Source organism: Mycolicibacterium pulveris (genome assembly GCF_010725725.1).
Taxonomy (GTDB): domain Bacteria; phylum Actinomycetota; class Actinomycetes; order Mycobacteriales; family Mycobacteriaceae; genus Mycobacterium; species Mycobacterium pulveris.
The window spans coordinates 836,433-861,509 of sequence record NZ_AP022599.1 but is presented as its reverse complement, the minus strand read 5'-3'; the positions used below and the strand labels follow the sequence as shown (position 1 = coordinate 861,509).

At 67.3% G+C, this 25,077-nt stretch carries 32 protein-coding genes; 19 read left to right on the top strand and 13 right to left on the bottom strand.

The features are described 5' to 3' along the window. The first annotated feature begins 33 nt into the window (after positions 1-33). Together G6N28_RS04480 and lat are read left to right on the top strand one after the other, a co-directional pair. Positions 34-513, top strand: a complete 480-nt coding sequence (locus G6N28_RS04480; protein WP_163897374.1) for an Lrp/AsnC family transcriptional regulator — start codon at positions 34-36, stop codon at positions 511-513. A gap of 67 nt (positions 514-580) precedes the next feature. Further along, entirely contained in the window at positions 581-1,894 is a 1,314-nt protein-coding gene (lat, locus tag G6N28_RS04475; RefSeq protein ID WP_163897372.1) for an L-lysine 6-transaminase, read from the top strand. Here the strand turns inward: lat and G6N28_RS04470 are convergent. Both G6N28_RS04470 and G6N28_RS04465 read right to left on the bottom strand, forming a co-directional pair. Further along, entirely contained in the window at positions 1,887-2,441 is a 555-nt protein-coding gene (locus tag G6N28_RS04470; protein ID WP_163897370.1) for a restriction endonuclease, read from the bottom strand. The genes lat and G6N28_RS04470 overlap by 8 nt on opposite strands. 62 nt (positions 2,442-2,503) lie before the next feature. After that, entirely contained in the window at positions 2,504-3,916 is a 1,413-nt protein-coding gene (locus G6N28_RS04465) for a GH1 family beta-glucosidase (RefSeq protein ID WP_163897368.1), read from the bottom strand. Positions 3,917-4,145: 229 nt separating this feature from the next. Between G6N28_RS04465 and G6N28_RS04460 the strand changes: the two genes are divergently transcribed. The 3 genes from G6N28_RS04460 (at position 4,146) to usfY (ending at position 5,695) form a co-directional block, all read left to right on the top strand. After that, complete coding sequence (locus G6N28_RS04460; protein WP_163897366.1) at positions 4,146-4,826, top strand: PAS and ANTAR domain-containing protein; 681 nt, start codon at positions 4,146-4,148, stop codon at positions 4,824-4,826. An 82-nt stretch (positions 4,827-4,908) separates the two neighbouring features. Then, complete coding sequence (locus G6N28_RS04455) at positions 4,909-5,280, top strand: hypothetical protein (protein ID WP_163897364.1); 372 nt, start codon at positions 4,909-4,911, stop codon at positions 5,278-5,280. A 106-nt stretch (positions 5,281-5,386) separates the two neighbouring features. Beyond that, positions 5,387-5,695 (top strand): protein UsfY, encoded by a 309-nt coding sequence (gene usfY / locus G6N28_RS04450; RefSeq protein WP_163897362.1) that lies wholly within the window; start codon positions 5,387-5,389, stop codon positions 5,693-5,695. A 106-nt stretch (positions 5,696-5,801) separates the two neighbouring features. Here usfY and mbp1 read toward each other — a convergent pair whose 3' ends face one another. Further along, on the bottom strand, positions 5,802-6,038 hold the full coding sequence (gene mbp1 / locus G6N28_RS04445; protein WP_163897360.1) for a microaggregate-binding protein 1: 237 nt from the start codon (positions 6,036-6,038) through the stop codon (positions 5,802-5,804). 217 nt (positions 6,039-6,255) lie between these two features. Between mbp1 and G6N28_RS04440 the strand changes: the two genes are divergently transcribed. The 9 genes from G6N28_RS04440 (at position 6,256) to G6N28_RS04400 (ending at position 14,410) form a co-directional block, all read left to right on the top strand. Next, positions 6,256-6,744, top strand: a complete 489-nt coding sequence (locus G6N28_RS04440; RefSeq protein ID WP_163897357.1) for a TspO/MBR family protein — start codon at positions 6,256-6,258, stop codon at positions 6,742-6,744. Between the two features lie 149 nt (positions 6,745-6,893). Next, positions 6,894-7,997, top strand: a complete 1,104-nt coding sequence (locus tag G6N28_RS04435; protein WP_235674463.1) for a polyprenyl synthetase family protein — start codon at positions 6,894-6,896, stop codon at positions 7,995-7,997. Positions 7,998-8,020: 23 nt separating this feature from the next. After that, positions 8,021-9,538 (top strand): phytoene desaturase family protein, encoded by a 1,518-nt coding sequence (crtI, locus tag G6N28_RS04430; RefSeq protein ID WP_163905820.1) that lies wholly within the window; start codon positions 8,021-8,023, stop codon positions 9,536-9,538. Beyond that, positions 9,535-10,482 (top strand): phytoene/squalene synthase family protein, encoded by a 948-nt coding sequence (locus G6N28_RS04425; protein WP_163897353.1) that lies wholly within the window; start codon positions 9,535-9,537, stop codon positions 10,480-10,482. Before crtI ends, G6N28_RS04425 begins: the two co-directional genes overlap by 4 nt. A gap of 2 nt (positions 10,483-10,484) precedes the next feature. Then, positions 10,485-10,820, top strand: a complete 336-nt coding sequence (locus G6N28_RS04420; protein ID WP_163897351.1) for a lycopene cyclase domain-containing protein — start codon at positions 10,485-10,487, stop codon at positions 10,818-10,820. Next, complete coding sequence (locus G6N28_RS04415) at positions 10,817-11,146, top strand: lycopene cyclase domain-containing protein (protein WP_163897349.1); 330 nt, start codon at positions 10,817-10,819, stop codon at positions 11,144-11,146. The genes G6N28_RS04420 and G6N28_RS04415 overlap by 4 nt, the downstream gene beginning before the upstream one ends. After that, positions 11,143-11,865, top strand: coding sequence for a class I SAM-dependent methyltransferase (locus G6N28_RS04410; protein ID WP_163897347.1), 723 nt, complete (start codon positions 11,143-11,145; stop codon positions 11,863-11,865). The genes G6N28_RS04415 and G6N28_RS04410 overlap by 4 nt, the downstream gene beginning before the upstream one ends. After that, positions 11,862-13,382 (top strand): FAD-dependent oxidoreductase, encoded by a 1,521-nt coding sequence (locus G6N28_RS04405; protein ID WP_163897345.1) that lies wholly within the window; start codon positions 11,862-11,864, stop codon positions 13,380-13,382. Before G6N28_RS04410 ends, G6N28_RS04405 begins: the two co-directional genes overlap by 4 nt. Then, positions 13,379-14,410: a Rieske (2Fe-2S) protein gene (locus G6N28_RS04400; RefSeq protein ID WP_163897343.1), complete on the top strand. Its 1,032-nt coding sequence runs from the start codon at positions 13,379-13,381 to the stop codon at positions 14,408-14,410. The genes G6N28_RS04405 and G6N28_RS04400 overlap by 4 nt, the downstream gene beginning before the upstream one ends. Here G6N28_RS04400 and idi read toward each other — a convergent pair. Further along, entirely contained in the window at positions 14,385-14,933 is a 549-nt protein-coding gene (idi, locus tag G6N28_RS04395) for an isopentenyl-diphosphate Delta-isomerase (protein ID WP_163905818.1), read from the bottom strand. The two genes, G6N28_RS04400 and idi, sit on opposite strands and share 26 nt — an antisense overlap. 112 nt (positions 14,934-15,045) lie before the next feature. Here idi and G6N28_RS04390 point away from each other — a divergent pair, with 112 nt between their 5' ends. Beyond that, on the top strand, positions 15,046-15,474 hold the full coding sequence (locus tag G6N28_RS04390; protein ID WP_163897341.1) for a hypothetical protein: 429 nt from the start codon (positions 15,046-15,048) through the stop codon (positions 15,472-15,474). On the opposite strand, the gene G6N28_RS04385 is transcribed toward G6N28_RS04390, so the two are convergent. The 5 genes from G6N28_RS04385 to G6N28_RS04365 are packed head-to-tail and all read right to left on the bottom strand — an operon-like array spanning position 15,456 to position 18,124. Beyond that, positions 15,456-15,818: a PRC-barrel domain-containing protein gene (locus G6N28_RS04385; RefSeq protein ID WP_163897339.1), complete on the bottom strand. Its 363-nt coding sequence runs from the start codon at positions 15,816-15,818 to the stop codon at positions 15,456-15,458. The two genes, G6N28_RS04390 and G6N28_RS04385, sit on opposite strands and share 19 nt — an antisense overlap. Then, positions 15,805-16,203 carry a hypothetical protein gene (locus G6N28_RS04380; protein WP_163897337.1) on the bottom strand — a complete coding sequence of 133 codons (399 nt, stop codon included), beginning with the start codon at positions 16,201-16,203 and terminating at the stop codon, positions 15,805-15,807. The genes G6N28_RS04385 and G6N28_RS04380 overlap by 14 nt, the downstream gene beginning before the upstream one ends. Then, positions 16,200-17,429, bottom strand: coding sequence for an Nramp family divalent metal transporter (locus G6N28_RS04375; RefSeq protein ID WP_163897335.1), 1,230 nt, complete (start codon positions 17,427-17,429; stop codon positions 16,200-16,202). The genes G6N28_RS04380 and G6N28_RS04375 overlap by 4 nt, the downstream gene beginning before the upstream one ends. Continuing rightward, positions 17,429-17,893, bottom strand: coding sequence for a hypothetical protein (locus tag G6N28_RS04370; RefSeq protein WP_163897333.1), 465 nt, complete (start codon positions 17,891-17,893; stop codon positions 17,429-17,431). The genes G6N28_RS04375 and G6N28_RS04370 overlap by 1 nt, the downstream gene beginning before the upstream one ends. A gap of 21 nt (positions 17,894-17,914) precedes the next feature. Continuing rightward, positions 17,915-18,124 carry a hypothetical protein gene (locus G6N28_RS04365; RefSeq protein ID WP_163897331.1) on the bottom strand — a complete coding sequence of 70 codons (210 nt, stop codon included), beginning with the start codon at positions 18,122-18,124 and terminating at the stop codon, positions 17,915-17,917. 123 nt (positions 18,125-18,247) lie between these two features. On the opposite strand from G6N28_RS04365, the gene G6N28_RS04360 reads away from it, so the two are divergent. The 3 genes from G6N28_RS04360 to G6N28_RS04350 all read left to right on the top strand — a co-directional run bounded on the left by G6N28_RS04360 (position 18,248) and on the right by G6N28_RS04350 (position 21,058). Further along, the gene (locus tag G6N28_RS04360) at positions 18,248-19,480 is read left to right on the top strand and encodes a glycosyltransferase (protein ID WP_163897329.1); all 1,233 of its coding nucleotides are present in this window, start codon (positions 18,248-18,250) and stop codon (positions 19,478-19,480) included. A gap of 358 nt (positions 19,481-19,838) precedes the next feature. Continuing rightward, the gene (locus G6N28_RS04355) at positions 19,839-20,273 is read left to right on the top strand and encodes an ATP-binding protein (RefSeq protein ID WP_163897327.1); all 435 of its coding nucleotides are present in this window, start codon (positions 19,839-19,841) and stop codon (positions 20,271-20,273) included. A 62-nt stretch (positions 20,274-20,335) separates the two neighbouring features. Beyond that, the gene (locus G6N28_RS04350; RefSeq protein ID WP_276000876.1) at positions 20,336-21,058 is read left to right on the top strand and encodes an RNA polymerase sigma factor SigF; all 723 of its coding nucleotides are present in this window, start codon (positions 20,336-20,338) and stop codon (positions 21,056-21,058) included. Here the strand turns inward: G6N28_RS04350 and G6N28_RS04345 are convergent. Continuing rightward, positions 21,029-21,472 carry an STAS domain-containing protein gene (locus tag G6N28_RS04345; protein ID WP_163897323.1) on the bottom strand — a complete coding sequence of 148 codons (444 nt, stop codon included), beginning with the start codon at positions 21,470-21,472 and terminating at the stop codon, positions 21,029-21,031. The two genes, G6N28_RS04350 and G6N28_RS04345, sit on opposite strands and share 30 nt — an antisense overlap. A gap of 240 nt (positions 21,473-21,712) precedes the next feature. Between G6N28_RS04345 and G6N28_RS04340 the strand changes: the two genes are divergently transcribed. Next, positions 21,713-22,243: a nucleotidyltransferase family protein gene (locus G6N28_RS04340; protein WP_264072543.1), complete on the top strand. Its 531-nt coding sequence runs from the start codon at positions 21,713-21,715 to the stop codon at positions 22,241-22,243. On the opposite strand, the gene G6N28_RS04335 is transcribed toward G6N28_RS04340, so the two are convergent. From G6N28_RS04335 to G6N28_RS04325, 3 genes are all read right to left on the bottom strand, one after another. Further along, positions 22,240-22,557, bottom strand: coding sequence for a GNAT family N-acetyltransferase (locus G6N28_RS04335; RefSeq protein WP_163897321.1), 318 nt, complete (start codon positions 22,555-22,557; stop codon positions 22,240-22,242). The two genes, G6N28_RS04340 and G6N28_RS04335, sit on opposite strands and share 4 nt — an antisense overlap. 49 nt (positions 22,558-22,606) lie before the next feature. Further along, complete coding sequence (locus G6N28_RS04330; RefSeq protein WP_163897319.1) at positions 22,607-24,406, bottom strand: acetyl-CoA carboxylase biotin carboxylase subunit; 1,800 nt, start codon at positions 24,404-24,406, stop codon at positions 22,607-22,609. A gap of 259 nt (positions 24,407-24,665) precedes the next feature. Then, positions 24,666-25,076, bottom strand: a complete 411-nt coding sequence (locus G6N28_RS04325; protein ID WP_163897317.1) for a SufE family protein — start codon at positions 25,074-25,076, stop codon at positions 24,666-24,668. Position 25,077: the final 1 nt, after the last annotated feature.

Here is a 25,077-nt window from a genome sequence, read left to right as displayed (position 1 = left end):
GATCGCCGACACCGCCTCGGATACAGTGCGGCCATGGGTGAACTCGACGAACACCCGCACGAAACGGTGCAGTTGGACGAAATCGATCGCATTCTGGCGCGCGAATTGGTCGCCGACGGCCGCGCGACGCTGGCGCATCTGGCAGCCAGCGCCGGCTTGTCGGTGTCGGCGGTGCAGTCGCGGGTGCGCCGCCTGGAGGCCCGCGGCGTCATCACCGGATACCAGGCCAGGATCGACCCCGAAACCATCGGGCACCAGCTGTCGGCGTTCGTCGCCATCACCCCTCTCGATCCGTCCCAACCCGATGATGCGCCTGCCCGGCTGGAGCACATACCGGAAATCGAGGCCTGCCACTCGGTGGCCGGCGAGGAGAGCTACGTGCTGCTGGTGCGGGTCAGCTCGGCCCGCGCCCTCGAGGACCTGTTGCAACAGATCCGCACCGCGGCCAATGTCCGCACCAGAAGCACCGTCATCCTGCAGACCTTCTACGACGGACGTCAGCACGTCCCGTAAGCCACACGACAGGAATATATCCGGTGTCACAGCGGTAAGAACAGAAAATATACAGTAAAATCGCCGTATGACCGCTGTTCTAGCGCGGCATGACATCGCCGCGTCCGACGTGCACGAGGTGCTGGCCCGCAGCATGCTGACCGACGGTCTGGATCTGGTGCTCGACCTTGACCGCTCGGTGGGCTCCTATCTGGTCGATGCCCGCACCGGTGCGCGTTACCTCGACATGTTCACGTTCTTCGGGTCGTCCGCGCTCGGCATGAACCATCCGGCGCTGGCCAACGAGCAGTTCCGCGCGGAGCTGGCGCGGGCCGCGGTCAACAAGCCCAGCAACTCCGACATCTACACGGTCCCGATGGCACGGTTCGTCGACACGTTCGTCCGCGTGCTCGGCGACCCCGCGCTGCCGCACTTGTTCTTCGTCGACGGCGGCGCACTGGCGGTCGAGAACGCACTGAAGGTGGCGTTCGACTGGAAGAGCCGGCTCAACGAGGCACGCGGCATCGATGCGAGCCTGGGCACCAAGGTGTTACACCTCACCGGCGCGTTCCACGGCCGCAGCGGCTACACGCTTTCGCTCACCAACACCGACCCGGTCAAGGTCGCCCGATTTCCGAAGTTCGACTGGCCCCGCATCGACGCACCCGTCGTGCGCAAGGGCGCGGACATGGATGCGGTAGAAGGCCGTTCGCTCGCCCAGGCGCGTGCGGCGTTCGAGACCAACCCGCACGACATCGCCTGTTTCATCGTCGAGCCGATCCAGGGCGAGGGCGGTGACCGGCACATGCGCCCCCAGTTCTTCGCGGCGATGCGGCAGCTGTGCGACGAGTTCGACGCGTTGTTGATCTTCGACGAAGTGCAGACCGGATGCGGCTTGACCGGAACGGCCTGGGCCTACCAGCAATTGGGGGTGACGCCGGATGTCGTGGCGTTCGGCAAGAAGACGCAGGTGTGCGGGATCATGGCCGGCGGTCGGGTCGACGAGGTCGCCGACAACGTCTTCGCGGTCAGCTCCCGGCTCAACTCCACCTGGGGCGGCAACCTTGCCGACATGGTGAGGGCGCGGCGCATCCTGGAGGTCATCGAAACCGACGGGTTGATCGCGCGGGCCGCCGACACGGGCCGATACCTGCTCACGCGGCTCGAGGAGCTGGCCGCCGAGTTCCCCGGTCGGGTGCTCGACGTCCGGGGGCGCGGGTTGATGTGCGCGTTCAGCCTGCCGTCGGCGGCACAGCGCGACGCGCTGATCCGCGGACTGTGGGACCGCCGGGTGATCGTGTTGCCGACCGGGCCGGCCGGAGTGCGGTTCCGCCCGGCACTGACCGTTTCGCGTGAGCAGATCGACGCCGCGATCGGCGCTGTGCGCGACGCCCTCAGCTGATCTCGGTCGGGGCCGCGGGCAGCGTGAGCCGCCGGATCGTCGCGGGCAACCGGCGCAGCTCTGTGCCGCTGACCAGTTCGCAGCCGTGCAGCTCCGCGAGTTTCCTTGCCGCAGGGGTGAAGTCGTTGTTGGTGACCACCATGGTCTTGGCGCAGTCCTGCATGGGGGCGCCGGCCACCACCTCCTGGACGGCGGCGGCGCCGACCGGGCGCGACTGACGCTTGCACTGGATGGCCAGCCGGTTCGGGCGCTTGCCGGCGATGATGTCGACGCCCCAGTCGCCGGTCAGCGACGTCATGATGACCGGCAGCCCGCAGGACCGCGCGATCCGCGCGACGTGGTCCTCGAACTCGGTGCCGGACATGGCTTCGGCGGGATCGTGCGGGGTCCGCAGCCCGGCCAAGGTACCGGCGAGGAACGCCGGCGCTGCCGCCACGACCAGCGGTGCGGCCACGCCGACGGCCACGCTCCAGCCGACGTCGAGGCCGAGCAGATATGTGCCGACGCCGGCGACGACACCCGTGAGCAAGTACAGCCGCAACCTCACAGCCGGATGGTAAGCATGGGCGCCGACATCAGCGGACAACGCGTCGAGGCGAGTCCCTACGACTACACGACGGCGTTGTGGCGGGCGACTTCGCGAAACCACGTGGCGCTGAGTTTCGGAATCCGTTGCTGGGTGGCAAGGTCGACGCGATAGAGCCCGAACTTCGGTTGCATGCCCGCGCCCCACTCGAGGTTGTCCATCAGGCTCCAGTGGAAGTAGCCACGCACCGGCACCCCGTCGGCGGTCGCCCGCTGTAGCTCTGTCAGGTAAGCGCGCAGCCAGATGATGCGGCCGGTGTCGAACCCCTCGGCGTCCTCCTCGGCGGTCGTCGGCATGCCGTTCTCGGTGATAAAGATCTCCTTGGCGTTCCAGACGTCGACCAGCAGGCGCGTCCCCCAGTACATCGACTCCGGGCTGAGCCTCAACGCGATTTCTGAGTTCGGATACTGGGCGCGGGCATGTGCCGGCTGATAGGGCCGCGCCGGCGGAGGCACCATGGAGCTTCCCGCGACCACTTCGTACCCGGGCTCGGAGTCGGATGCCTGGACGAAGGCGTGGACCATGTAGATGTTCGTGCCGATGAAGTCCACCGGGCTACCGATGATCTGCAGGTCCTCGGAGGTGAACTTCGGCGCGTCCGCCCCGTGCCCGGTGAGGAACGCGTCGGGGTAACGGCCCTCCATCATCACGGTCATGTAGCCCGCGTTGAAGTCCCGCAATGCGGTCGCGGCGGCCCGGATGTTCTCGGGCGTCTCGATGATGGGAGCTGTGCCGATGATCTGTTCCGCCGGCCCGACTTTGGTCCCGGCGCGGGCCTGAGCGCGAATCGCCTGGACGGCAAGGCCGTGGCCCAGAACGGCATGGTGACGAACTTGGTTGACCCCAGCGGGAGGCAGCTGCAGACCGGGAGCGAGCATGCCCCTCCCGTATCCGAGTTCCACGAAGCTGGAGAACTCGTTGATCGTGAAGACGTGCCGCATCCGGTCGCTGAGCTGCGCGGCGAGGTAGCCGGCATAATCGCCGAACGCCTTGGCGGTGTCGCGCGACTGCCATCCGCCCTTGTCCTGCAGCGCCTGCGGCAGATCCCAGTGATACAGCGTCGCGAACGGCTCGATGCCGTTTTCGAGCAACTCGTCGACCAGGCGGCGATAAAAGTCCAGACCTTTCGGGTTCGGCTGCCCGGTGCCGTCGGGGAAGATGCGGGGCCACGAGATCGAGAATCGGTAGGCCGTCGCGCCGATCGCCTTCATCAGTTGGACGTCCTGTTGGTATCGGTGATAGTGGTCGACGGTCACGTCGCCGGTCGAACCGTCCCTGATCTTGCCGGCATGACCGAAGGTGTCCCAGATCGACGGGCCTTTGCCGTCCTCGTTCCAGGCGCCTTCGATCTGGAAGGCCGCTGTGGCTGTGCCCCAAAAGAACTCGTCGGGGTAGCGGCGTCCGGCCGTCGGCGAATCCGTCGGTGCCACAGGCATCAGGAACCTCCTTGACTGGTGCGATCTCGAAGATCGCCAGGAGCCTCACCTCTCCGCGGTATGGGCGCATCAGACGGACGCGACGAGCTCGCCGACAAAGCCCACGGTCCATGATCGCACCACGGGCTGGGCTCGCGATAGTGTTGCGCTCGCCCCGGCGCCTATCCAGTTCGCGAAGTGTTGACCAGGCCCGATGTCTATCTGCCTGGACAGGGTTAGCCTTCAATTCATGGCTGATGACCTGGTCGACTTCGATGGGCAGACGTCCGTCGAACACGCCCTTGGTGGCGGAGACCCGCACCGGGTCGGCTGGTTCCGCTTCTACTTCGCCGACGAGCGGTGGGAATGGTCACCGCAAGTACAGCGAATGCACGGGTACGAGCCGGGCACGGTCGAGCCAACGACGGATCTGGTGCTGTCGCACAAGCATCCAGACGACTACGGTCAGGTGGCCGCGACGCTGAACGAGATCAAGCGCACCGCCGGCGTCTTCTCCACCCGACATCGGATCATCGACACCCACGGCGAGACACATCACGTCGTCGTGGTCGGCGACCAGATCCTCGACGACGCCGGCGAAGTGATCGGCACCCAGGGCTTCTACGTGGACGTGACGCCGGAGATGACCGAGCGTCAGAACAAGATGGTCACCGCCGCGGTCGCGGAGATCGCCGAGGCGCGCAGCGTCATCGAACAGGTCAAGGGCATGTTGATGCTCGTGTACCGGATCAACGCCGAGTCGGCGTTCGAGCTGCTCAAGTGGCGCTCGCAGGAGACCAACACGAAGCTGCGACTCCTTGCCGAGCAAATCGCAAAGGACTTTTTGGAGCTCACCTACGACGAGGAACTGCCGCCGCGGTCCGCCTACGACAAATTGCTGTTGACCGCGCATTATCGCGTCCAATCCTGAGGTTTAGCTGGTCAAGAGGCCGGGAACAATTTTCGCGTCGTCGTCGGACGGCGCCCGTGAACAGCGAACCGGGAGAACGGTAGTGCGTCAGAACCAAGGCGAATTACGGCACGTCGATTCGACCGTGCGCGACGCGGTCCGCTACACGGTGGTCGTCGGCGTGATCGGGGTGGCGTTTCTGGTCACCGCCGCCGTCTGGTTGAGCACATGCTCGGGATCGACCGTTGACACCGTGGCGTGCGGCGCACCGCAGCGCGCGCTGCTGACGCTCGGTGCGCCGGCCATCCTGCTGTTCGGCGCCTTGTTTGCGTTTTTCCGCACACATCAGGCGTGGCGCAGGCGCGAGTCGTTCTGGCCGTGGCAGGGCGCGGGCTGGTTGCTGCTGACGCTGATGTTGCTGGTGCTGACGATGAGCGTTCCGTCGCTTTCCGGGCCGTCGGTGTTCGGCCTATGAGCGCGCCGGCGAGCTGCCGCGTGAAGATCAATATCCGCGCTACCAGTGAAATCGGCGGTTTCTTTACCGGCGTAGTCGGGTAGTTCTAGGCGGGAGAGGAGAAGTCATGAAAAGCCCGAACGATCCTGTCGATCATTCACGTACGACGCGTCCGCACGCCGGCGAGACCATGAAGGACAGCAAGAACATGCCGGCGCTGGTGGTGCTCGGCCTGGCGCTGGTCGCCTTCGTTGCAGCCTTGGCCGCGCACGCCACCACCCACCACAACATGGGCGTCACGCTGGGCTGCATTTCTGCAGGCCTGTTCATCGTGTCGCTCGGCTGGCTGGCGATCGAGCATTTGCGAGTGCGAAAGATCGAAGAACGTTGGCACTCAGAGCATCCCGATGCCCAGCGCCAGCGGCCCAGCAGTTAGTCGAAGACCCGCAAGACAGTAGACAGAACAAAAGAGGCCCAGCCGGACGATCGGCTGGGCCTCTTTTGTCGGGTTCGTTCGGGTCGTCCGTTGGGGCTCGTGAGCCCTACTGCTCGGACTTCTGACGCTCCTCGGCGGCCTTCGCACCGCCGCGCGCCGACTCGGCCTCGGCTTCCTTCTTCGCCGCGTCCTGCTGGGCGTCGGCCTTGTCCTGCTGGGCCTTACCCTCACGCACCATGTCGTCGCGACCGGTCACGGTGCCGACCGCTTCCTTCGCCTTGCCCTTGACGTCTTCCACGGCGCCCTTGATGCCTTCTTCAGGGCCGCTGTTCTTCTCGGTCATTGGTCGCCTTTCCCCTCAAACGGTGGATCGGTCTTGCCCGCTTGAACGGGCCGAACGGGGGAGTCTCCCCACGCATTCGTGGTGTTCCCGTGCGCCCGGCGGGCTAAACGGCTACGTTTGTGCTGGACGGCACACGACGAGAAGGAGTCGAAGGCGTACCGCCCGGGTATTCTCCGCAAGCCGTGCCCACCGAAATCCGCCGTCGAACGGAGTTGCCTTGCGTATCAAGACACTTGGGGCAGCTGCGGCCGCCGTCACCGCTACCGCCCTCGTCGGCGGTGCGGCCACGGGGCGCACCCCCCGGTCATCGTGGTTCAAGAAGCTGCGCAAACCGCCCTACCAACCACCGAGCACCGTGTTCCCGGTGGTATGGCCGTTGCTCTACGCCGATATCGCCCTGGTCTCCGCGCAGGCGCTCGATGACAGCCGCGGCGTCACCGACGACGCCCGGCGCACGGCCTTCGCCTCGGCGTTGTCGATCAACCTGATCCTCAACGCGGGCTGGTCGTGGGTCTTCTTCAACCAGCGACGACTCGGGTTGGCCGCGGTGACCGCGGCCGCGTTGACCGCGAGCAGCGTGGATCTGACGCGAAGGGCCACCGCGGTCAGCGGGAAGAACGCGCTGGTGCTCGCGCCCTACCCGGCGTGGTGCGCGTTCGCGACCGCCCTGTCCACGCACATCTGGCTGCTGAATCGACACCGGTAGCGATCCGTGATGTGACAGCCGCTGCGCAACAGCGTCATTCGTCCCGCATTCCGCGGCCGCGTGGAAAGGAGGCGCGGCGAACGGTGCGGCGGTTCATTTCCGTTCGAAGTGGGTAGTGAACTCAACGCCGGACGAGAAAAGGACGAACGTTGAATACAGGTGACGGGCAAACGTGCGCTCTGGTATCGGCGCCTCCGTCGTCTGCCTCGTGGCGCGCAGGTGTCCGCGACGCCGTCTCCGATGCCGTGATGGACTTTGTCGCCGAACGCGGCGCCGACCAGCTGGGCAAGACCGGGGTGGAGATCACCGGCGACATCCTGCTGAGCTTTCTGACCGGCGGAAAATGCCTGCGCTCGACGTTCATGTACCTGGGCTGGCTGTGCGGCCAGGACGAGGACCCCGCGGCGCTGCGGGCGGCCGCCAGCATGGAGCTGCTCCACGCGTTCGCGCTGCTGCAGGACGACGTGATGGACGGCGCCACGCTGCGCCGCGGACGGCCCGCCGCGCACGTCGCCTTCGCGCGCTGGCACCGCGAGCGCGGGCTGACCGGCTCGCCCGACCGCTTCGGTGAGTCGGCCGCCGTCCTGCTCGGCGACCTGTGCCTGGTGTGGGCCGAACAGATGCTGCGCGAGAGCGGCGTGCCGGCCGCGGCACTGTCGCGCGCCTGGCCCCGATACGACGCGATGCGCACCGAGCTGGCCGTCGGCCAATTCGCCGACCTCGTCAACGACTCGAGCGGCTTTCCCTCCTGGGACGAGGTGCTCGACGTGTCACGGCGCAAGTCGGGCAATTACACGGTGCGCCGCCCGCTGGAGATCGGCGCGGCGCTGGCCGGGTGCGGCCACGCCGTGCTCGCCACGCTGAGCGGCTACGGCGAGGCGGTCGGCGAAGCGTTTCAGATGCGCGACGACTTGCTGGGGGTTTTCGGATCCCCGGCGGTCACCGGAAAGCCGGCAGGCGTCGACCTGTCCGAGCACAAGGCCACCAGCGTCGTGGTCGCGGCTTACCACCTCGCGGGATCGTCGCTGCGCTGCCAGCTGGCCGAGCTGATGGGCGCAGCAGACCTCGACCACTCCGACATCGACCGGTGGCGTCACCTGATCGCGGCTACCGGAGCGGTCCAGTGGGTCGAGCAGATGATCGAAGAGCGGGTGTGCCGGGCGATCGAGGGCATCCGAACACCGTTGATCCGGGTACCTGTGCGAAAAGCGTTGCTGGACATGGCCACGACGTGCACGACACGAGCGGCATGACGGGGTGAAGGTGGTGAGTGGCCGTGCGGACCGTCGAGGGTAGCTGCTCTCGCGTCGTCGTGGTCGGCGCCGGACTGTCCGGCCTGTCGGCGGCGCTGCAACTGGCAGGCAGAGGGCGCGCGGTGACCGTCGTCGAGCGCGGGATCCACCCTGGCGGCCGGGTGGGCCGACTGGATATCGACGGATACCGCCTGGACACCGGACCTACCGTGCTGACCATGCCCGACATCATCGAGGACGCCTTCGCCGCCGTCGGCGAATCCATGGGTGACCGCCTCGAGTTGATGCCGCTACAGCCCTGCTACCACGCGTCGTTCGCAGACGGGTCGGGTCTGGACGTGCACAGTGACCCCGCCGCGATGGCCGGCGAGGTCGAACGGTTGGCGGGCACCGGTGAAGCCGACGGTTATCTGCGGCTGCGCGATTGGCTCATGCGGCTGTACCGCGTCGAGTTCGACGGGTTCATTGCGGCCAACTTCGACTCACCCCTTTCGCTGTTGACGCCGCAGTTGGCGCGGCTGGCCGCCATCGGCGGGTTCCGGCGCTGGGACCGCATGGTGCGTCGGTGCATCTCCGACGAACGGCTGAGACGGGTGTTCACCTTCCAAGCCCTCTACGCCGGTGTCCCGCCGCAGCGCGCGTTGGCGGTGTATGCCGTCATCGCCTACATGGACACCGTCGCCGGCGTCTTCTTCCCGCGCGGCGGGGTACGGGCGCTGCCCGACGCGCTGGCCGCCGCGGCATCCGCTGCCGGTGTCGAATTCCGCTATGGCCGTGCAGTTTCCCGCCTGGAACGCCGCGGAAACCGAGTGACCGCGGCGTACACCGACACCGGGGAACGCATCCCGGCCGACGCGGTGGTGCTGACCACCGAACTCCCCGACACCTACCGCCTGCTCGGCCGTACCCCGCGACGGTTGCTGCGGCTGCGCCCGGCCCCGTCCGCGGTCGTCGCGCATGTCGGCTGTCGAGCCGGGCCGCGTGGTACCACAAAAACCGGTCACCACACCATCGTGTTCGGCGACGCGTGGGATCAGACGTTCCGCGACATCATCGACGACGGGCGTGTGATGGGTGACCCGTCGCTGCTGGTGACCCGGCCGACGGTCAGCGACCCGAGCTTGGCGCCGCCCGGCCGGGACCTGCTCTACATCCTTGCGCCGACGCCGAATACCGCTGTGGGAAAGGTCGACTGGGCCAACAGTGGCGACGCGTACACGCAGCACATGCTCGGCCGGGTCGTCGACCGGCTCCCGCACGTGGGCGTCGACACCGAACTCTTGCACGCGGTGGATCCCGCCGGTTGGGAGCGCCAGGGCATGGCCGCGGGCACCCCGTTCGCGCTCGCACACACCTTCGGCCAAACCGGGCCGTTCCGCCCGGCCAACATCGTCCGGGGCATCGACAACGTGGTGCTCGCCGGATCGTCAACGGTGCCCGGCGTCGGTGTGCCGACAGCTTTGTTGTCCGGTCGGTTGGCAGCCGACCGGATCACGGGAGCGCAGGCCCGGCCCAGGAATTCACAGGTGGTGCAGACATGATCAGTTCCGAACTGGATGCGGCCGGCGTGCGAGACCCGGCGCTGCGCGAAGCTTATCGGTGCTGCCGTCGGCTCAACGCCGAACACGGCCGCACGTTCTATCTGGCCACCAGGCTCCTGGCCCCCGAGCAACGTCCCGCGGTGCACGCCCTGTACGGCTTCGCCCGCCGCGCCGACGACATCCTCGACGACTTCGACCCCAACCTGACCACCGCCGAGCGGGCGAACCAGCTGCAACATCTGGGCACTCGGCTGTTCTCGCGCATGGTCTCGGACCGCGGCGACGACGACGATCCCGCGCTGGCCGCGGTCGTGGACAGCGCCAGAAAGTACGACATCCCCTGGGAACTGTTCGACGACTTCCTGAGCTCGATGCGCATGGACCTGACCGTCACCGACTATGCGAACCGTGCCGCCCTGGACCGATACATGCACGGCTCGGCCGAGGTCATCGGGCTGCAACTGCTGCCGGTTCTCGGCACGGTCGGGCCCAGAGAAGACGCCGAGCCATATGCGGCCGCGCTCGGAAAAGCGTTCCAGCTCACCAATTTCCTACGTGACGTCGACGAGGACCTCCAGCGTGGCCGCGTGTATCTGCCCGCGGACGAGTTGGCCGCCCACCACGTCGACCGTGATGTGCTGTCGTGGTGTCACGATCACCGTCGTACCGATGTGCGGGTGCGTCGCGCGCTGGTCGAGCAGCACGCCACCACCCGGCGCATCTACGGATATGCCCAGCAGGGCATCGCGCTGCTGGCGCCCCGGTCGAGGCCGTGCATATCGGCGGCCCTGACGCTGTACTCCCAGATCCTCGACCGCATCGAAGACCTCGACTTCGCGATCTTCAGCCAACGCGCCACGGTCGGTAACGGCCGGCGCCTGCGGGTCGCCGCGGGCGGACTGGTCAAAGCGTGGCGCACCCGGCTGCGAGAGAGCAGGCTCTAGACGTGGACCGTTGGCACTACCTGCTCGTGCTCGCCGCCTGCCTGGCGATCACCGCTCCGCTCGAGCTGTTCGGTGCCGGGGTCTACCGGCGGGCGTGGCGGGCGACAGCGGCGATCCTCCCGGTCGCCGCGGTGTTCATCACCTGGGACGTCGTGGCCATCTTCGCCGGCGTCTGGAGCTACAACCCGTTGTATGTGACCGGTGTCGACGTGCCCGGCATCATGCCGGTGGAGGAGTTGCTGTTCTTCTTCGTGATACCGCTGTGCGGGCTGCTCACCTACAACGCCGTTGACACCATCCTCGAACGCTCGCGACGCAAGTCGGTGCGCCAGCGATGACCGGCCTTGGCTACACGCTTCCCGCCGTGCTGGCGGTGGTCCTGGTGTGCATGTGGGAGGTCGTCATGCTGCGCACCGGGTTGTTCCGGCGGCCCGCCTATTGGCTGTCCATGGCGATCGTGATGGCGTTTCAGGTGCCCGTCGACGGGTGGCTGACGAAACTGAGCGCACCGATCGTCATCTACGACGAGCGCCACACCAGCGGCATCCGGTTTCCCTTCGATATCCCGGTCGAGGACTTTCTGTTCGGGTGGGCGCTGGTCACCGCGGTGCTGCTGTTGTGGGAACGTCAGCGGTCGCGTGAGGGTCAGGAGGACGTGTCGTGAGTACCCGCAAGGTCAGCGAGCCGGGCGACCTGCCCGCCGCATTCGACGCCGCGGCCCCCACCTACGACAGACTCGTCGACACCAACCCCGGCTACCACAGCCACCTGCGGTTGTCGGCCCGGCGGATGATGTTGCCCGACAATGGCCGCGGGCTTCGTCTGCTCGACGCCGGGTGCGGCACAGGCGCTTCCACCGCGGCGCTGCTGCGTGTCGCGCCGGAGGCGGAGATCGTGGCCGTGGACGGCTCGGAGGGCATGCTGGCCGAGGCGCGGACCAAACGGTGGCAGGGGGCGGTGCGGTTCGTGCACAGCCGCATCGAGAACCTCGCCGACACCGGCGTCGAAGGACCGTTCGACGGGATCTTCGCGGCGTACCTGCTGCGCAACCTGGCCGACCCGGACGCCCAACTACAGGCGTTCCGCGCGCTGCTGCGGCCGGGCGGCACGCTGGCCGTACACGAGTACTCGGTCATCGACTCCCGCTTCGCCACAGCGGTGTGGAACACGGTGTGCGCGACGATCATCATCCCCGCAGGCCGGCTCCGCAGCGGCGACGCGTCGCTCTACAGATACCTCCGTCGCAGCGTGAATCGATTCGACGGCGTGGCGACATTCTGTAACCGGTTGCGCACCAACGGGTTCACCGATGTGCACAGCCAGACCGTGCCGGGGTGGCAACATGGCATCGTGCACACCTTTCTCGCGAAGGCCTCGGCATGACCGATCCGCGGCGGGTCACGTTGACCGCAACACCCGGCGTCGCGAACGCCGCCGCGTTGGCCGCCACACCGCACGTCGTGGTCGTCGGCGGCGGCATCGCCGGGTTGGCCGCCGCGGCCGGGTTGGCCGAACGCGGTGTCAGCGTCGACGTCGTCGAACGCGAGCCATATCTGGGCGGTCGGGTGGGCGGCTGGACCGACACGCTTGACGACGGCACACCGGTGGCGATGAACCGTGGCTTCCATGCGTTCTTCCGCCAGTACTACAACCTTCGAAAACTGCTGGGCCGCATAGATTCCAGGCTGACGATGTTGACGCCCGTGCAGGACTATCCGCTGGTTGACGCGGACGGTCGCCGCGACACGTTCCGTGGACTGCCGAGGACCCCGCCGCTCAACGCGCTGGCGTTCGCGATGCGCAGCCCCACATTCCGGTTGCGCGATCTGGTACGCCTGAACGCCCGCGCCGCCGCGCCGCTGGCCGCCGTGTCGGTGCCCGAGACCTACCACCGGCTCGACCATGTTGACGCCGAGACGTTCCTGCGCGCGATCAACTTTCCCGAGGCCGCACGACATCTGGCCTTCGAGGTGTTCAGCCGCAGCTTCTTCGCCAAGCCCGCCGAACTGTCGGCCGCCGAACTGGCCACCATGTTCCACATCTACTTCCTGGGCTCCAGCGAAGGTCTCGTTTTCGACGTCGCCGTCGCGAACTTCGATGTGGCGCTGTGGAACCCGCTGCGCGCCTACTTGCAGTCGCGGGGCGTTCGCTTCCACACCGGGGTGGCGGTGACCGAGGTGCGCGCCGGCGCGCCGTTCGCGGTGCACTGCGGTTCCGATACGACGCTGCATGCCGACGGCGTGGTGTTGGCGACAGATGTCGCTGCGCTGCAACGCATCGTCGAGAACTCGCCGCACCTGGGCGACCAGGCGTGGCGCAACCGGGTCGCCGGGCTGCGCACCGCACCGCCGTTCGTGGTGCATAGGCTCTGGCTGGACGGTCCGGTCAACCCCGACCGCGCCCCGTTTCTGGGCACCGGCGGCCTGCCGCCGCTGGACAATGTGAGCGTGCTCGAGCGGTATGAACGGGAGGCCGCCGACTGGAGTGCCCGCTGCGGCGGTTCGGTGGTCGAACTGCACGCCTACGCGACCGGTGAAACCGAGGTCACCGAGCAGCTCGTCAAGCGCCTGCACGAGCTCTATCCGGAGACGGCCCGGACACGGGTGGTCGGGGAACGGGTGCTGTGCCACAACGACTGTCCGCGCTTTGGCCCCGGCGACTTCGCCCAGCGACCCGGCGTCACCACCCCGCACGACGGGCTGGTGCTGGCGGGGGACGGCGTCCGCATCGACCTGCCGGTGGCGTTGATGGAGCGCGCCGCGACGACCGGCTGGACCGCGGCCAACCAGCTGTTGGAGCGCTTCGGCATCACGGGGCACACCCTGCACACCGTCCCGAGGCAGGGCCGCTCAGCGGTGCTGCGGCGTCTTGCCACGAGCGAAAGGCGCATCGGGCGATGAGCGTGCTGGCTGAGATGCGATCGAAACTGTCGAAAACCTGGCCGTTTCAGGTACTTCCACCGTCCCGGTGGTCGGCGCAGCGGCCCACCCACCGCGATGCCTCACCCGCCGTCATCGACGGCGCTCTGCGCCGGTCGCAGGCCAGGCGCAGCGGCAACTGGTATGTGTTCGCCGCCAGCGACAGCATCCGCAGCAGGCCGGAGCGCGCGGTCGTCGCGGGTGAAGAGCTGGTGGCATGGCGCGGCGCCGACGGTTCGCTGCATGTGGGTCCTGGCGCCTGCCCACACCTGGGGGCGGACCTGTCGAGCGGAAAGGTCGACGACGGCGTTCTGATCTGTCCCTGGCACGGGCTGCGACTGTCGGGCGGCCGCCGGTCCGGTTGGGCTCCTTTCCCCGCCTACGACGACGGCGTGTTGGCGTGGGTGCGGCTCGATGACGTCGGCATGGAGACGCCGACCGAGCGACCGGTGCTTCCCGAGCGTCCGGATGCCCCCCGGATGCATGCCGTCACCCGGCTGGACGGTACCTGCGAGCCGCGCGATGTCATCGCGAACCGGATGGATCCGTGGCACGGTTCCTGGTTCCACCCGTACTCCTTCACCCGGCTCGACGTGCTCGCCAGCCCGCCTGTGGGGGAGGACGTCTGCGAATCGGCGGACCGTTTCCTGGTCGCGGTGACCTTCCGCATCGGACGGTTCGGCGTTCCCGTGGTCGCCGAGTTCACCAGCCCCGAGCCGCGGACCATCGTGATGCGCATCATCGACGGCGAGGGCTCCGGCAGCACCGTGGAGACACACGCCACACCACTGGGCAACGGGCCGGACGGGTTACCGCGCACCGCGGTCATCGAGGCCGTCATCGCCCATTCCGATCGGCCGGGGTTCGTGCACGCCGTGCGGGGCGCACCGTTGATCGCCCCGTTCATGCGCAGCGCGGCGACCCGGCTGTGGCGCGACGACCTGGCCTACGCGGAGCGGCTTTTCGCGCTGCGGTTCGCCGGGCTCAACAGGGGCGGTTCCGAGAGGTAGCCGCATCCAGCAGGGGCACCTGCTCGGCGGCCCACGGGCTGATCGACCAGCCCAGCGCGGCGGCCGACCGCAGGTCGCGCCACGACACCCACCGCCACTCCATCACCTCATCGGGGTCGACCTGCAGCGGCTCCTCGCTGTGGGCGTAGAACACCGGGCAGATCTCGTTCTCGACCGTGCCGTCGGCGGCCACCGCCCGGTAGCGAAACTCCGGCAATACGCATTGCAACTCGCCGAGCGAAAGGCCGAGCTCCTGGCGCGCCCGGCGCCGTACCGCATCGGCGATCGGCTCACCCGGGGCGGGATGACCGCAGAAGGAGTTCGACCACACGCCCGGCCACGTCCGCTTGGCCAGCGCCCGCCGCGTCAGCAGAACCCGACCGGCGGCGTCGAACACATAACAGGAGAACCCGAGATGCAGCGGGGTCGCGCGGTGATGCACCACCGACTTCGCCGCGCTCCCCACCTGCCGGCCGGCGTCGTCCACCAACACCACGAGGTCATCGCCGGCGGCGACCGTCATCTCCGTCACCCCCTCCTTCTACCCGTCCTGCTCCCGGTCAATACGAAATCAATGCGAAAACGGTCCGGCTTTGCTGTGATGCAACCGGCGCGTACTGGGTATCACACTTCTCATGACCGATCTGCAAGCAGAAAAGACCCGGCGCCCCGAGGGGGTCGACGACGCGACGGTCGAGGCCGTCGGCAAGGTGTCGGAGGCGTTGGAGTGTGTCGAACGTGCCCGCGGTGACCTGTATTCGTTTCACCAGTTGATAGGACACGCTGACCTGATGCTCGGCGACGCGTGTGACATGTTGCGGGCGGCGGGCCATGGCGCCGTGGCGGACCGACTCGAGACCGAAGTCGTGGGCCGAAACGTTCTGCATGGCCGGTGGACCTTTCAGATCGTCGAGGACTTCGACGACAACTACTGGACGGTCTTCCGTGAACACGAGCGCGCCCTGCGTGACGAACTACAAGGCGGAGTCCGTCACGTGTGGGAGGAGGAGATGAAGGATCGGCGCCGCACCGACGGTCGTCCCGGTCACGAACGGCGGCCGTGAGCGGCCGGTGGGTCCTGCAGCGCTGCCGAGTACCGCGTGTAACCGGGGCGTAGCGTGACGTGGTCGGTGCTGACCCGGGCGATGTCACCCCAGGCAGCCAGGAACGTCCCCCGATGTCCCCAACGCAGCAGTCCGGCAATCATTTTCGGGCCGTTGATGTCGATGCGCTCGTAGCCGAGAAACGAGCCCTTGCTGTGCGGGCTGATCACCAGTCCGAGCACCCGGGGGGTCGGGGGGCTGTCCGAGAGGTCGCCGGCGACGGTGAGACGCACATCGATGACGGTGCCCAACCGCTGAGAGCTCGCGTCGATGACCCGCAGCCCCAACAGGCTACTCAGCTGCATGACGTCCTCCCGGTATGCGCTTGACGATCCGGTCGCGCAACCACCGCTCCACCCACTGGACATCGAAGCGCATGTCGGTCGGCTTCAGCTTCACCGTGATGCCGACGGAATGGACCAGGCGCCACGGGATTTCCTGCAGGTGCGACCGCGGCGGCGTACCTCCGAAGATGCGGGTCGCCACCACCTTGCCGGACAGCAGAGCGGTCAACCGGGGTGGTTGGGAACCCTGCGGAATGTCCTGGCCCAGGTCGATCCCGGTCAGCTCGAGATCGTCGACGATGCCGATCGGATCGTCGTCGGCGTCGACGAGTTGCCGGTCCAACAGTTGCAGACGGGCATCGAGGGCACGCCCGCGATGCGGCTTGAGTACGGGTTCGGTGGTCATTGTCCGGCTCCTGTCACGATCATCAGTGGAATCGCCATCAACGACGCGGCCAGGATGATGACGAGGTAGAGGGAGCCCAGCGCGTTGAGCACCCTGCCGTTGGTCCGGTCCCCCATGTAGGCGGGGTCGTTGGCGACGACGAGGATCGGCAGGTAGGTCAGGGGCAGCGCGATCGCGGAGAACACCACGGAGTACTCGGTGACCAGGATCGGGTCCACCCCGGTGAACAGCACTGCCACCGCTGCCACGATGGACACGAACATCAGAACGTGAAAGCGCGCCGCGTCGGCGGGGCGGCGGAACTTGCCCCATGGCCAGCCGAGATACTGCGCGACCGTGTACCCGGCGGACAACGCTGTCTCCAGCGCCGCGCCGAAGGTGGCGGCGACGACGCCGGCGATGGCGAAGGCCAGCGCCAGCTTTCCGCCAGCCGCCACCACCGGCATGACGACCTGCGACAGCGATGTCACCTCGATTTGGTTGGGCAACAGGACGATCGCCGCGCCCGCGGCGATGGCGATCGACAGCACCCCGCCGAAAGGAAAGCCGACCATGACGTTCAGGCGTGCCACCCCGAGGTCTTTCGGAGTCCAATGCTCTTCCACGGCGCCCGAGGAGAAGAAGAACACCTCGTAGGGCGTCATCGCCGCTCCGAACAGTGCGATCGCGAAATACCAGTACCTCGCCGCCGATTCCGATTCCGGAATGCTTGGTGCCGTCGCCTGATGGGCCAGGTTCGACCAGTCCGGGCCCAGCATGAACACGGCGACGGCGAAGACGATCAGGCACAGGCCCATCAGCCCGGCCACGTTCTCCATGACCTTGAACTTGACGCGCCAGATCACCACCCACACCGCGAACGCGGCGACCGGGAACCACATCATCGGACCGACGTCGGTGGCCAGCTGCAAAGCCAGCGCAATGCCCCCGATCTCGGCGGTCAACGTCATCAGGTTGATGAAGAACGATGCGCTCAGGTTGGCCGCGGCGGTTCGCGGCCCCAGCCGTTCCCGGATGATCTCGAAGGTGGCTCGTCCGCTCACCGCGGCCACCCGGCCGGCCATCTCGGAGAACAGGCAGATACCGATGACGCCGACCACCACCACCCAGGCCAGCGACAACCCGAACCGCGACCCGACGACCGCGTTCATCACCAGGTCGCCGATGTCGAGGAACCCGCCGATCGCGGTCAGGATGCCAAGCGCCACCCCGAATAACTTGGCCATCAGCCGTATCCGGCTTCGAGCTCCTGCGTCGACCTCGCCAGCTCGGCGCGCACGGCCGCCAGGCTGGACCGCTCGCCGACGTCGCGCAGCACGGCCGAAGCCGCGTTGAGCTCAGCGATGATCGCCGTCATCGACTCGGCCAGTTTCCGCTGACGTCGCACATCAACGGGATCTTGGGCCCGCAGGACGACAATTCCGTTGTAAGCCTTGGCCACATCGTCGCGGGCATCGGTGATCTGCACGCTGGCCAGCTGGGTCGTCGAGCGGCCCTGCGACCACAGATCCAACGCCAACACGGCGCTGCGTGCGGCCGAGGTGGTTTCCTGCATCGCCTGGGCGAGTCGGCCCGGCATCCCGTCCCGATTGGCGGGACAACGGGTCAACAGCAAGGCCAGGCCGACGGCCAGCACGGTCAGCAGAAGTATCGGACGGGCACGCCGGATGCGCTCACCCTGGCTCGCCATCGCGGCTCCCGTCAGCCGGTCCTACCCGCGGTAGTCGAAACCTTCGACGTCCGGGTCCAGGTCAGCGATCTGCTGCTGTTCCTGCCAGTCGGAAACGCTGGCCTCCAACGGCACGCTGCGATCTTGATCGTCGAGCGCATCCTCGTCGTCGGGCGTCGATTCGGCGGGACGTTGCTGATCCACCGCGTCGGCAACCGGCACGTCCCAAGGAACCTCTTCGCTGTCCTGCATAGCCGAAGGTTACCCCGCACCCGACTACGGAAAAACCAAGCCCGCAAGTGCGGTCCGAGACTGTTTTGCCGGCGAAGTAACCGGGTACGCCGCCGCTGTGGGCCGGTCGAGAGGAGGGCACCGATGAAGATCGCCATGGTGTCCGAGTACCCGGGCGCTCTCGCCGTGTCCGGCGGTCCCGACGGCGCGGACCGGCAGACCGTGCACATCGCCGACCTGTCGGCGGCGCTGGCCCGACGCGGTCATCAGGTGACCGTCTACACCCGACGAGACGACCCCGGCCTGCCCGACCGCGTCGAGACCGCACACGGCTACACCGTCGCGCACGTGCCTGCCGGACCTCCTGAACCGATACCTGACGACGAACTGCTCGCCCACATGGGGCCGTTCGCTCAGTTTCTCGACGCCGCGTGGGCCGTAGACCGGCCAGATGTCACACACGCCCACTCTTGGATGTCCGGTATCGCAACGCAGTTGGCCGCGCGCCACCTGAATTTGCCTGCGGTGCTGACGTTTCACACACTGGGCTACGTCGAGCCGCGGCGTCAGGGACTTCAGGAAGCCGGCTCGTCCGACCGGTGGCACCTTGAGGCGACGGTCGCGCGGACCGCCACTTGGGTCGTCGCCACCTGTACCGACGAGATCTCCGAGCTCATGCGGATGGGAAGATCACGCAGCCGGATGTCCGTCGTACCCTGCGGTGTCGACCTCGATCTGTTCAATCCCGAGGGACCCAGGGTCGGCCGCGGGAAGTATCGGCGAATAGTCAGTACCGGAACCTTAGTGCCGCATAACGGGTTTGATGTTCTGGTTCGTGCACTGCCGTATATTCGCGACACCGAGCTGGTGATCGTGAGTGGGCCGGACATCACGCGAAGGGACTCCGACCCGGAGGCGCACCGGCTCCGTGAGCTCGCCGAGCGGCTCGGTGTCGCCGACCGGGTGCGGCTGTACCAACGGGTGGCCCGCGAAGACCTGCCGTCGATCCTGCGATCGGCCGACGTCGTTGCATGTACGCCGGGCAACGAACTGTTGGGCGCCGTCTCGCTGGAGGCGATGGCGTGCGGCGTGCCGGTGATTGCCTCCGCGGTCGGCGCCCTGCTCGACACCGTCGTGCACGATGTCACCGGACGATTGGTGCGGTCGAGTCGGCCCGACAAGGTCGCCGACGCCGTCAACCAGTTGTTGCGGGACGACTTCCTGCGCCAAAGCCTCGGAGCTGCCGGGCGCGATCGAGCCCGAGCCCGCTACTCGTGGGACCGCATCGCAGGAGACACCAACAACATTTACCGGCGCCTGGCCCCGGTCCCCGTCGGGCGGATCGGCGAACCGGCGACGAGCCGTGCGCCGGGCTGACCGGGTCGGCGAAAGGCCGGAGGTTTGGCGGCTCAGGACGTCGGGGTATTGGACCTGCACCATGCGGAAAGAGAGAACGTGAAAGACCCAACATCGGTGTCGGCGCCACTGTCGGCGTCACTGCATCATCGGCGCGAGCATGATGAACGCCGCGGCGTACACCGCCACCGCGATCAGGATCAACGCCAACAGCACCAGCCCGGCGGTCACCAGGATTTTGCGCAAGCGAGTGTCCATGACCCGGGCATACCCGCCGGGCGCATACGTCACACGCCGGGCCGCACGGGGTATCGGAGCTCGAGTGGTTAGCTGGGAATCAACCTGGGGTAATCTCGGCTCGACATCGCCGGGAGGGCAAATGGCCGAAGCCGCCAGTACGAACAACGGGCACCAGCGTGGGCGCTCGGCGGTGGAACTTCGCGTCGCCGCCGAGCTGGAGAACCTCGCGGTGTTGCGCACTCTGGTCGCCGCGGTGGCGACCTTCGAAGACCTCGATTTCGACGCGGTCGCCGACCTGCGGCTGGCCGTCGACGAAGCGTGCACCCGGTTGATCCGGTCGGCCGTACCCGGCTCCACGCTTCTCGTGGTGATCGATCCGCGCCAGGATGCGGTCGTCATCGACGCGTCGACGACGTGCAAGAGCCCCGACATCCTGGCGCCGGGAAGCTTCAGTTGGCACGTGCTCAGCTCGCTGACCGACGAGGTCCGGACCTTCGAGAACGGGCAGGGCCCGGACGAGGCGCGGGTATTCGGGATCTCGATGACGACGAGACGAGCGAGCTCGCTGCAGTGACACCACCGACGTCGCAGGGTTCGTCATCCCGATCGAACTCTGAGTACGCGGATGTTGCCGACATGTTCCGCGAGCTGAAGGCCGTTCCGGAAGGTTCGGCGAACTTTCAGCGGCAACGCGACCGGATCGTCGAGCGATGCCTGCCGCTGGCCGACCACATCGCCCGTCGCTTCGACGGGCGCGGCGAGCCCCGCGAAGACCTGGTTCAGGTGGCCCGCGTCGGGTTGGTGAACGCGGTGATCCGGTTCGACGTCGAGACGGGTTCGGACTTCGTTTCGTTCGCGGTGCCCACGATCATGGGCGAGGTCCGCAGGCACTTCCGGGACAACAGCTGGTCGGTCAAGGTGCCGCGCCGGCTCAAGGAACTGCACCTGCGGCTCGGCGCCGCAACCGCCGAACTGTCTCAGCGGCTCGGCCGCGCGCCGACCGCGTCGGAGCTGGCCGCCGAACTGGACATGGACCGCGACGAGGTGGTGGAGGGCCTGGTGGCAGGCAGCTCCTACAACACGCTGTCGATAGACAGCGGCGGCAGCGCCAACGACGACGCCCCCGCCATCGCCGACACGCTCGGCGACGTCGACTTCGGTCTCGATCAGATCGAGAATCGAGAAGCCTTGCGCCCGTTGCTCGCTGCGCTACCGGAGCGGGAAAGAACCGTCCTGGTGCTGCGGTTCTTCGAATCGCTCACCCAGACTCAGATCGCCGAGCGAGTAGGCATCTCCCAGATGCACGTTTCCAGGCTGCTGGCGAAATCGCTAGCGCGACTTCGGGACCAGCTGCAGTAGCGGCTGTTCTTGGTGCTGCACCGCTGAAATCGCTTCGTCCACGTTGGTGTATGTCGGCAGTGTCCGATCGGGATCGCAGATCTTCAGGATCCGGGCCATCCCGGAGCTGGGCGCCAGCGCCCACTCGATGCGTTCACCCACGCAGCGCACGTTGAAGGTGTGCAGTGCGGAAAACCCTGCGGTGCCGAAGAATTCGACACCGGACAGGTCGAGTATCAAACGGTTGATCCGGTTGGCGTGGCGCAGTGCGTACTCGATGAACTCTTGGGAGTTCGCCGCGTCGATCTCACCGTGTGCGCTGATGACAGCCGTGTCGGTCCGCAGCCATTGGGTGGTGAAACGCGCGGTACGGCAGGTGACTGTGTCGGCAGTTGGCTCTTGCGAAGCTGCTTGGGTATCAGATGTGGTGGACATTGTGTGTGACTCCATCAGTCAGAAAAGGTGGACTGAGGTTCACGTCAATTGAAAAAGGCCTTGCTAACTCAAAACCCTAATTGCAGGAGAGGATCTCTGCCCTGCTCGTCGATGACGTTCCCAGCTCGGCTGTGAACTCAACCTGTCCTGAACCCTACGCTGTGGGCAGCCAACAAACAATTGCAACGGCATCCTTCTTATAATCGCAGGTCAAAGCATCGCGAGTCTGAGAGGCAGAACGTGGCGTTCGCCGCTGGGGTATTGCTGGCCGCTGGAGCGGGCAGTCGCTATGGGATGCCGAAAGTGCTTGCCTTACAAGGCCAATGGTTGATGTCGGCGGTTTCCGCGCTGCACGGCGGCGGATGCGATGACGTGCTGGTGGTGCTGGGTGCCGCGATCGTCGACGTGCCCGCTCCCGCCCGCGCCGTCATCGCAGAGGACTGGTCAACCGGTCTGTCGGCGTCGCTGCGCGCAGGTCTGACCGCGGCCGACGCCGACTACGCGGTGGTGCACACGATCGACACCCCCGATATCGGCCCCGACGTCGTGTCGCGGGTGCTCTCGGCGGCGACGACGTCGCCGTCGGGTCTGGCGCGGGCGTACTACGCCGACACGCCCGGCCACCCCGTGGTGGTGGCGCGCAGGCACTGGCCGGCGCTGCTCGGGCGGCTGCGCGGCGACGAGGGTGCGCGGCCGTTCTTGGCAGAGCGCGACGACGTCGTCGCCGTTCAGTGCCGGGACCTCGCCGCCGGGACCGACATCGACACCTAGTTCAGCGAATCGGCGAACCGTCGCACCACGTCGCCGGCGGCCTGCGCGGCCTCGGCGTGGCCGGGGCGCGCCCGCAGGCCGATGAGCCCGGTGTCCGGCGTCAACGTCACCTCCGCGACGAGTTCACCGGTCGTCGGCTCGCAGACCGCCCACGAATAGACGCTGTCGGACGCCCACTGGGCGGTTCGAGCTTCGATGTAGTCGGCGGGCGCCGCCTCACCCAACTCGGTCAGCGCGGGCCGATCGTCGATGCGCTCATCGGCGCGTAAGGCGCGCAGATACCACGCGCCAGCATTGATCTCCACCGACTCCATGCGATTTCGGCGCGCTAAAGGTCGCTCACGGGTTGTCGGCGCGCCGAAATCACTTGATCTCGGCGAGGACCGTGCCCTGGGTGATGGCCGCGCCGGCCTCCACCGCGAGGCCGGTGATGGTGCCGTCCTTGTGCGCGGTGACCGGGTTCTCCATCTTCATCGCCTCCAGGACCACCACCAGGTCGCCCGCCGAGACCTGCTGGCCCTCCTCGACGGCCACCTTCACCACGGTGCCCTGCATCGGCGCGGTCACCGCGTCGCCGGAGGCGGCCGCACCCCCGCTCGCGCCGCGCTTGCGCGCCTTGGGCTTCTTGCGCACGATGTTGCCGCCTGCCGCGGCGGCGCCGCCACCGCCGAGCGCGAGGTCGCCGGGCAGCGACACCTCCAACCGGCGGCCGCCGACCTCGACGACGACGGTCTGCCGCGGGATGGTGTCTTCCTCTTCGATCGGGTCACCGCCGGTGAACGGCTCGATGGTGTTGTTCCATTCGGTCTCGATCCAGCGGGTATGCACGTCGAAACCATTGTCGTCGCCGATGAACGCCGGATCCGACACCACCGCGCGGTGGAACGGGAGGACGGTGGCCAGGCCCTCGATCGTGAACTCTGCTAGGGCACGGCGCGCGCGTTCTAAAGCCTCTTTGCGGTTGGCGCCGGTGACGATCAGCTTGGCCAGCATCGAGTCGAACTGTCCGCCGATCACCGATCCGGTCTCAACGCCGGAGTCCAGCCGGACACCGGGACCCTGCGGCGCCTCGAACTTGGTGACCGGGCCGGGCGCGGGCAGAAAGCCGCGGCCGGCGTCCTCGCCGTTGATGCGGAACTCGATGGAATGCCCGCGCGGGGCCGGGTCCTCGGTGATCTCGAGCATTTCGCCGTTGGCGATGCGGAACTGCTGGCGCACCAGATCGATGCCTGCGGTCTCCTCGGTGACCGGGTGCTCCACCTGCAGGCGGGTGTTGACCTCGAGGAACGAGATCAGGCCGTCCTGGGCGACGAGGTACTCGACGGTTCCGGCGCCGTAGTAGCCGGCCTCCTTGCAGATGCGCTTGGCCGACTCGTGAATCTCTTTGCGCTGTGCGTCGGTGAGGAAGGGTGCAGGCGCCTCTTCGACGAGTTTCTGGAAGCGCCGCTGCAGCGAGCAGTCGCGGGTGCCCGCGACGACGACGTTTCCGTGCTGGTCGGCGATGACCTGTGCCTCGACGTGGCGGGGCTTGTCCAGGTAGCGCTCGACGAAGCACTCACCGCGGCCGAATGCCGCCACGGCTTCGCGGGTGGCCGACTCGAACAACTCGGGGATCTCTTCGATGGTGCGGGCCACCTTCATGCCGCGGCCGCCGCCGCCGAACGCCGCCTTGATCGCGATCGGCACGCCGTGCTCCTTGGCGAACGCCACCACCTCGTCGGCGTCTTTGACCGGGTCGGCGGTGCCGGGCACCAGCGGCGCCTTGGCGCGCGCGGCGATGTGACGCGCGGTGACCTTGTCGCCGAGGTCGCGGATGGACTGCGGGCTCGGGCCGATCCAGATCAGCCCGGCGTCGATGACGGCCTGCGCGAAGTCGGCGTTCTCGGACAGGAACCCGTAGCCGGGGTGGATCGCGTTGGCGCCCGACTTCGCGGCGGCGTCCAGGATCTTGCCGAAGTCGAGGTAGGACTCCGCCGAGGTCTGACCGCCGAGCGCGAATGCCTCGTCGGCGAGCCGCACATGGGGCGCGTCGGCGTCGGGTTCGGCGTACACGGCCACGCTCTGCAGCCCCTCGTCCCTGGCCGCCCGGATGACCCGGACCGCGATCTCCCCGCGATTGGCGACGAGCACCTTGGAGATCTTTGAGCTGGCGTGACTTGCCACTGGGCCTCCTGACGGCATATCTCTAAGAAACGTCTTTAAGAATCTATCCCGGGGCAGTTTAAGGGGCGAAACTGGGCACCTGGTGACGCGGTGCGGTAAGTCTTCCTCCCGCCCGCCCGCTGAGCACTCGACTAGCAGTTTTTTCGACCCTGCGCCCAGGGCGCGATCCGGCGGCCTGACCGCACTCTCACCGCAGAGTCGACGCGCCAGCCGGCCGGCTGCTCGACAAATGCGTTCTGCGGCAAGAGTTTCACACCGGTTAGCGCAATCGACGCTTGATACGGGCCAACATCGCCGAGATGCCCCGCAGCCGAAGGGGGCTGATCAGGGTGGCCAGACCGAGTTCGGAGTAGAAGTCGTCGGGCACGGCCAAGATCGTGTCGGCGGGGTGCTCGTCGAGGCCCGCGGCCAGGATCGCGGCGAAGCCGCGGGTGGTCGGCGCTTCGGCGGGCGCGCTGAAATACAACCGGACGTGGTCGCGGTCCTGCGCGTCGACGTGTAGGAACAGCGGAGACTGGCACTCGGGCACCGGCTCCATCGCGGCCTCTTCGAGGTCGGCGGGCAGCGGCGGCAGCTCGTTGGCGAACTCCAACAGCAGCTGTAGTTTGTCCTGGCCGTTGACCGCTTTGAAGTCCGACACCACTTCGGCCAGGGCCGCTGGCATGCTCATG

Coding starts and splice junctions, on each gene's coding strand:
- G6N28_RS04465 (WP_163897368.1), bottom strand. CDS start 3,916: ATGCCTGTGGCACCGACGGATTCGCCGACGGCCGGACGCCGCTACCCC.
- G6N28_RS04480 (WP_163897374.1), top strand. CDS start 34: ATGGGTGAACTCGACGAACACCCGCACGAAACGGTGCAGTTGGACGAA.
- lat (WP_163897372.1), top strand. CDS start 581: ATGACCGCTGTTCTAGCGCGGCATGACATCGCCGCGTCCGACGTGCAC.
- G6N28_RS04365 (WP_163897331.1), bottom strand. CDS start 18,124: ATGCAGGACAGCGAAGAGGTTCCTTGGGACGTGCCGGTTGCCGACGCG.
- usfY (WP_163897362.1), top strand. CDS start 5,387: ATGAAAAGCCCGAACGATCCTGTCGATCATTCACGTACGACGCGTCCG.
- G6N28_RS04375 (WP_163897335.1), bottom strand. CDS start 17,429: ATGGCCAAGTTATTCGGGGTGGCGCTTGGCATCCTGACCGCGATCGGC.
- G6N28_RS04405 (WP_163897345.1), top strand. CDS start 11,862: ATGACCGATCCGCGGCGGGTCACGTTGACCGCAACACCCGGCGTCGCG.
- G6N28_RS04390 (WP_163897341.1), top strand. CDS start 15,046: ATGACCGATCTGCAAGCAGAAAAGACCCGGCGCCCCGAGGGGGTCGAC.
- G6N28_RS04400 (WP_163897343.1), top strand. CDS start 13,379: ATGAGCGTGCTGGCTGAGATGCGATCGAAACTGTCGAAAACCTGGCCG.
- G6N28_RS04380 (WP_163897337.1), bottom strand. CDS start 16,203: ATGACCACCGAACCCGTACTCAAGCCGCATCGCGGGCGTGCCCTCGAT.
- G6N28_RS04425 (WP_163897353.1), top strand. CDS start 9,535: ATGATCAGTTCCGAACTGGATGCGGCCGGCGTGCGAGACCCGGCGCTG.
- G6N28_RS04355 (WP_163897327.1), top strand. CDS start 19,839: ATGGCCGAAGCCGCCAGTACGAACAACGGGCACCAGCGTGGGCGCTCG.
- mbp1 (WP_163897360.1), bottom strand. CDS start 6,038: ATGACCGAGAAGAACAGCGGCCCTGAAGAAGGCATCAAGGGCGCCGTG.
- G6N28_RS04345 (WP_163897323.1), bottom strand. CDS start 21,472: ATGTCCACCACATCTGATACCCAAGCAGCTTCGCAAGAGCCAACTGCC.
- G6N28_RS04370 (WP_163897333.1), bottom strand. CDS start 17,893: ATGGCGAGCCAGGGTGAGCGCATCCGGCGTGCCCGTCCGATACTTCTG.
- G6N28_RS04325 (WP_163897317.1), bottom strand. CDS start 25,076: ATGAGCATGCCAGCGGCCCTGGCCGAAGTGGTGTCGGACTTCAAAGCG.
- G6N28_RS04360 (WP_163897329.1), top strand. CDS start 18,248: ATGAAGATCGCCATGGTGTCCGAGTACCCGGGCGCTCTCGCCGTGTCC.
- G6N28_RS04350 (WP_276000876.1), top strand. CDS start 20,336: ATGTTCCGCGAGCTGAAGGCCGTTCCGGAAGGTTCGGCGAACTTTCAG.
- G6N28_RS04460 (WP_163897366.1), top strand. CDS start 4,146: ATGGCTGATGACCTGGTCGACTTCGATGGGCAGACGTCCGTCGAACAC.
- G6N28_RS04385 (WP_163897339.1), bottom strand. CDS start 15,818: ATGCAGCTGAGTAGCCTGTTGGGGCTGCGGGTCATCGACGCGAGCTCT.
- G6N28_RS04335 (WP_163897321.1), bottom strand. CDS start 22,557: ATGGAGTCGGTGGAGATCAATGCTGGCGCGTGGTATCTGCGCGCCTTA.
- idi (WP_163905818.1), bottom strand. CDS start 14,933: ATGACGGTCGCCGCCGGCGATGACCTCGTGGTGTTGGTGGACGACGCC.
- G6N28_RS04415 (WP_163897349.1), top strand. CDS start 10,817: ATGACCGGCCTTGGCTACACGCTTCCCGCCGTGCTGGCGGTGGTCCTG.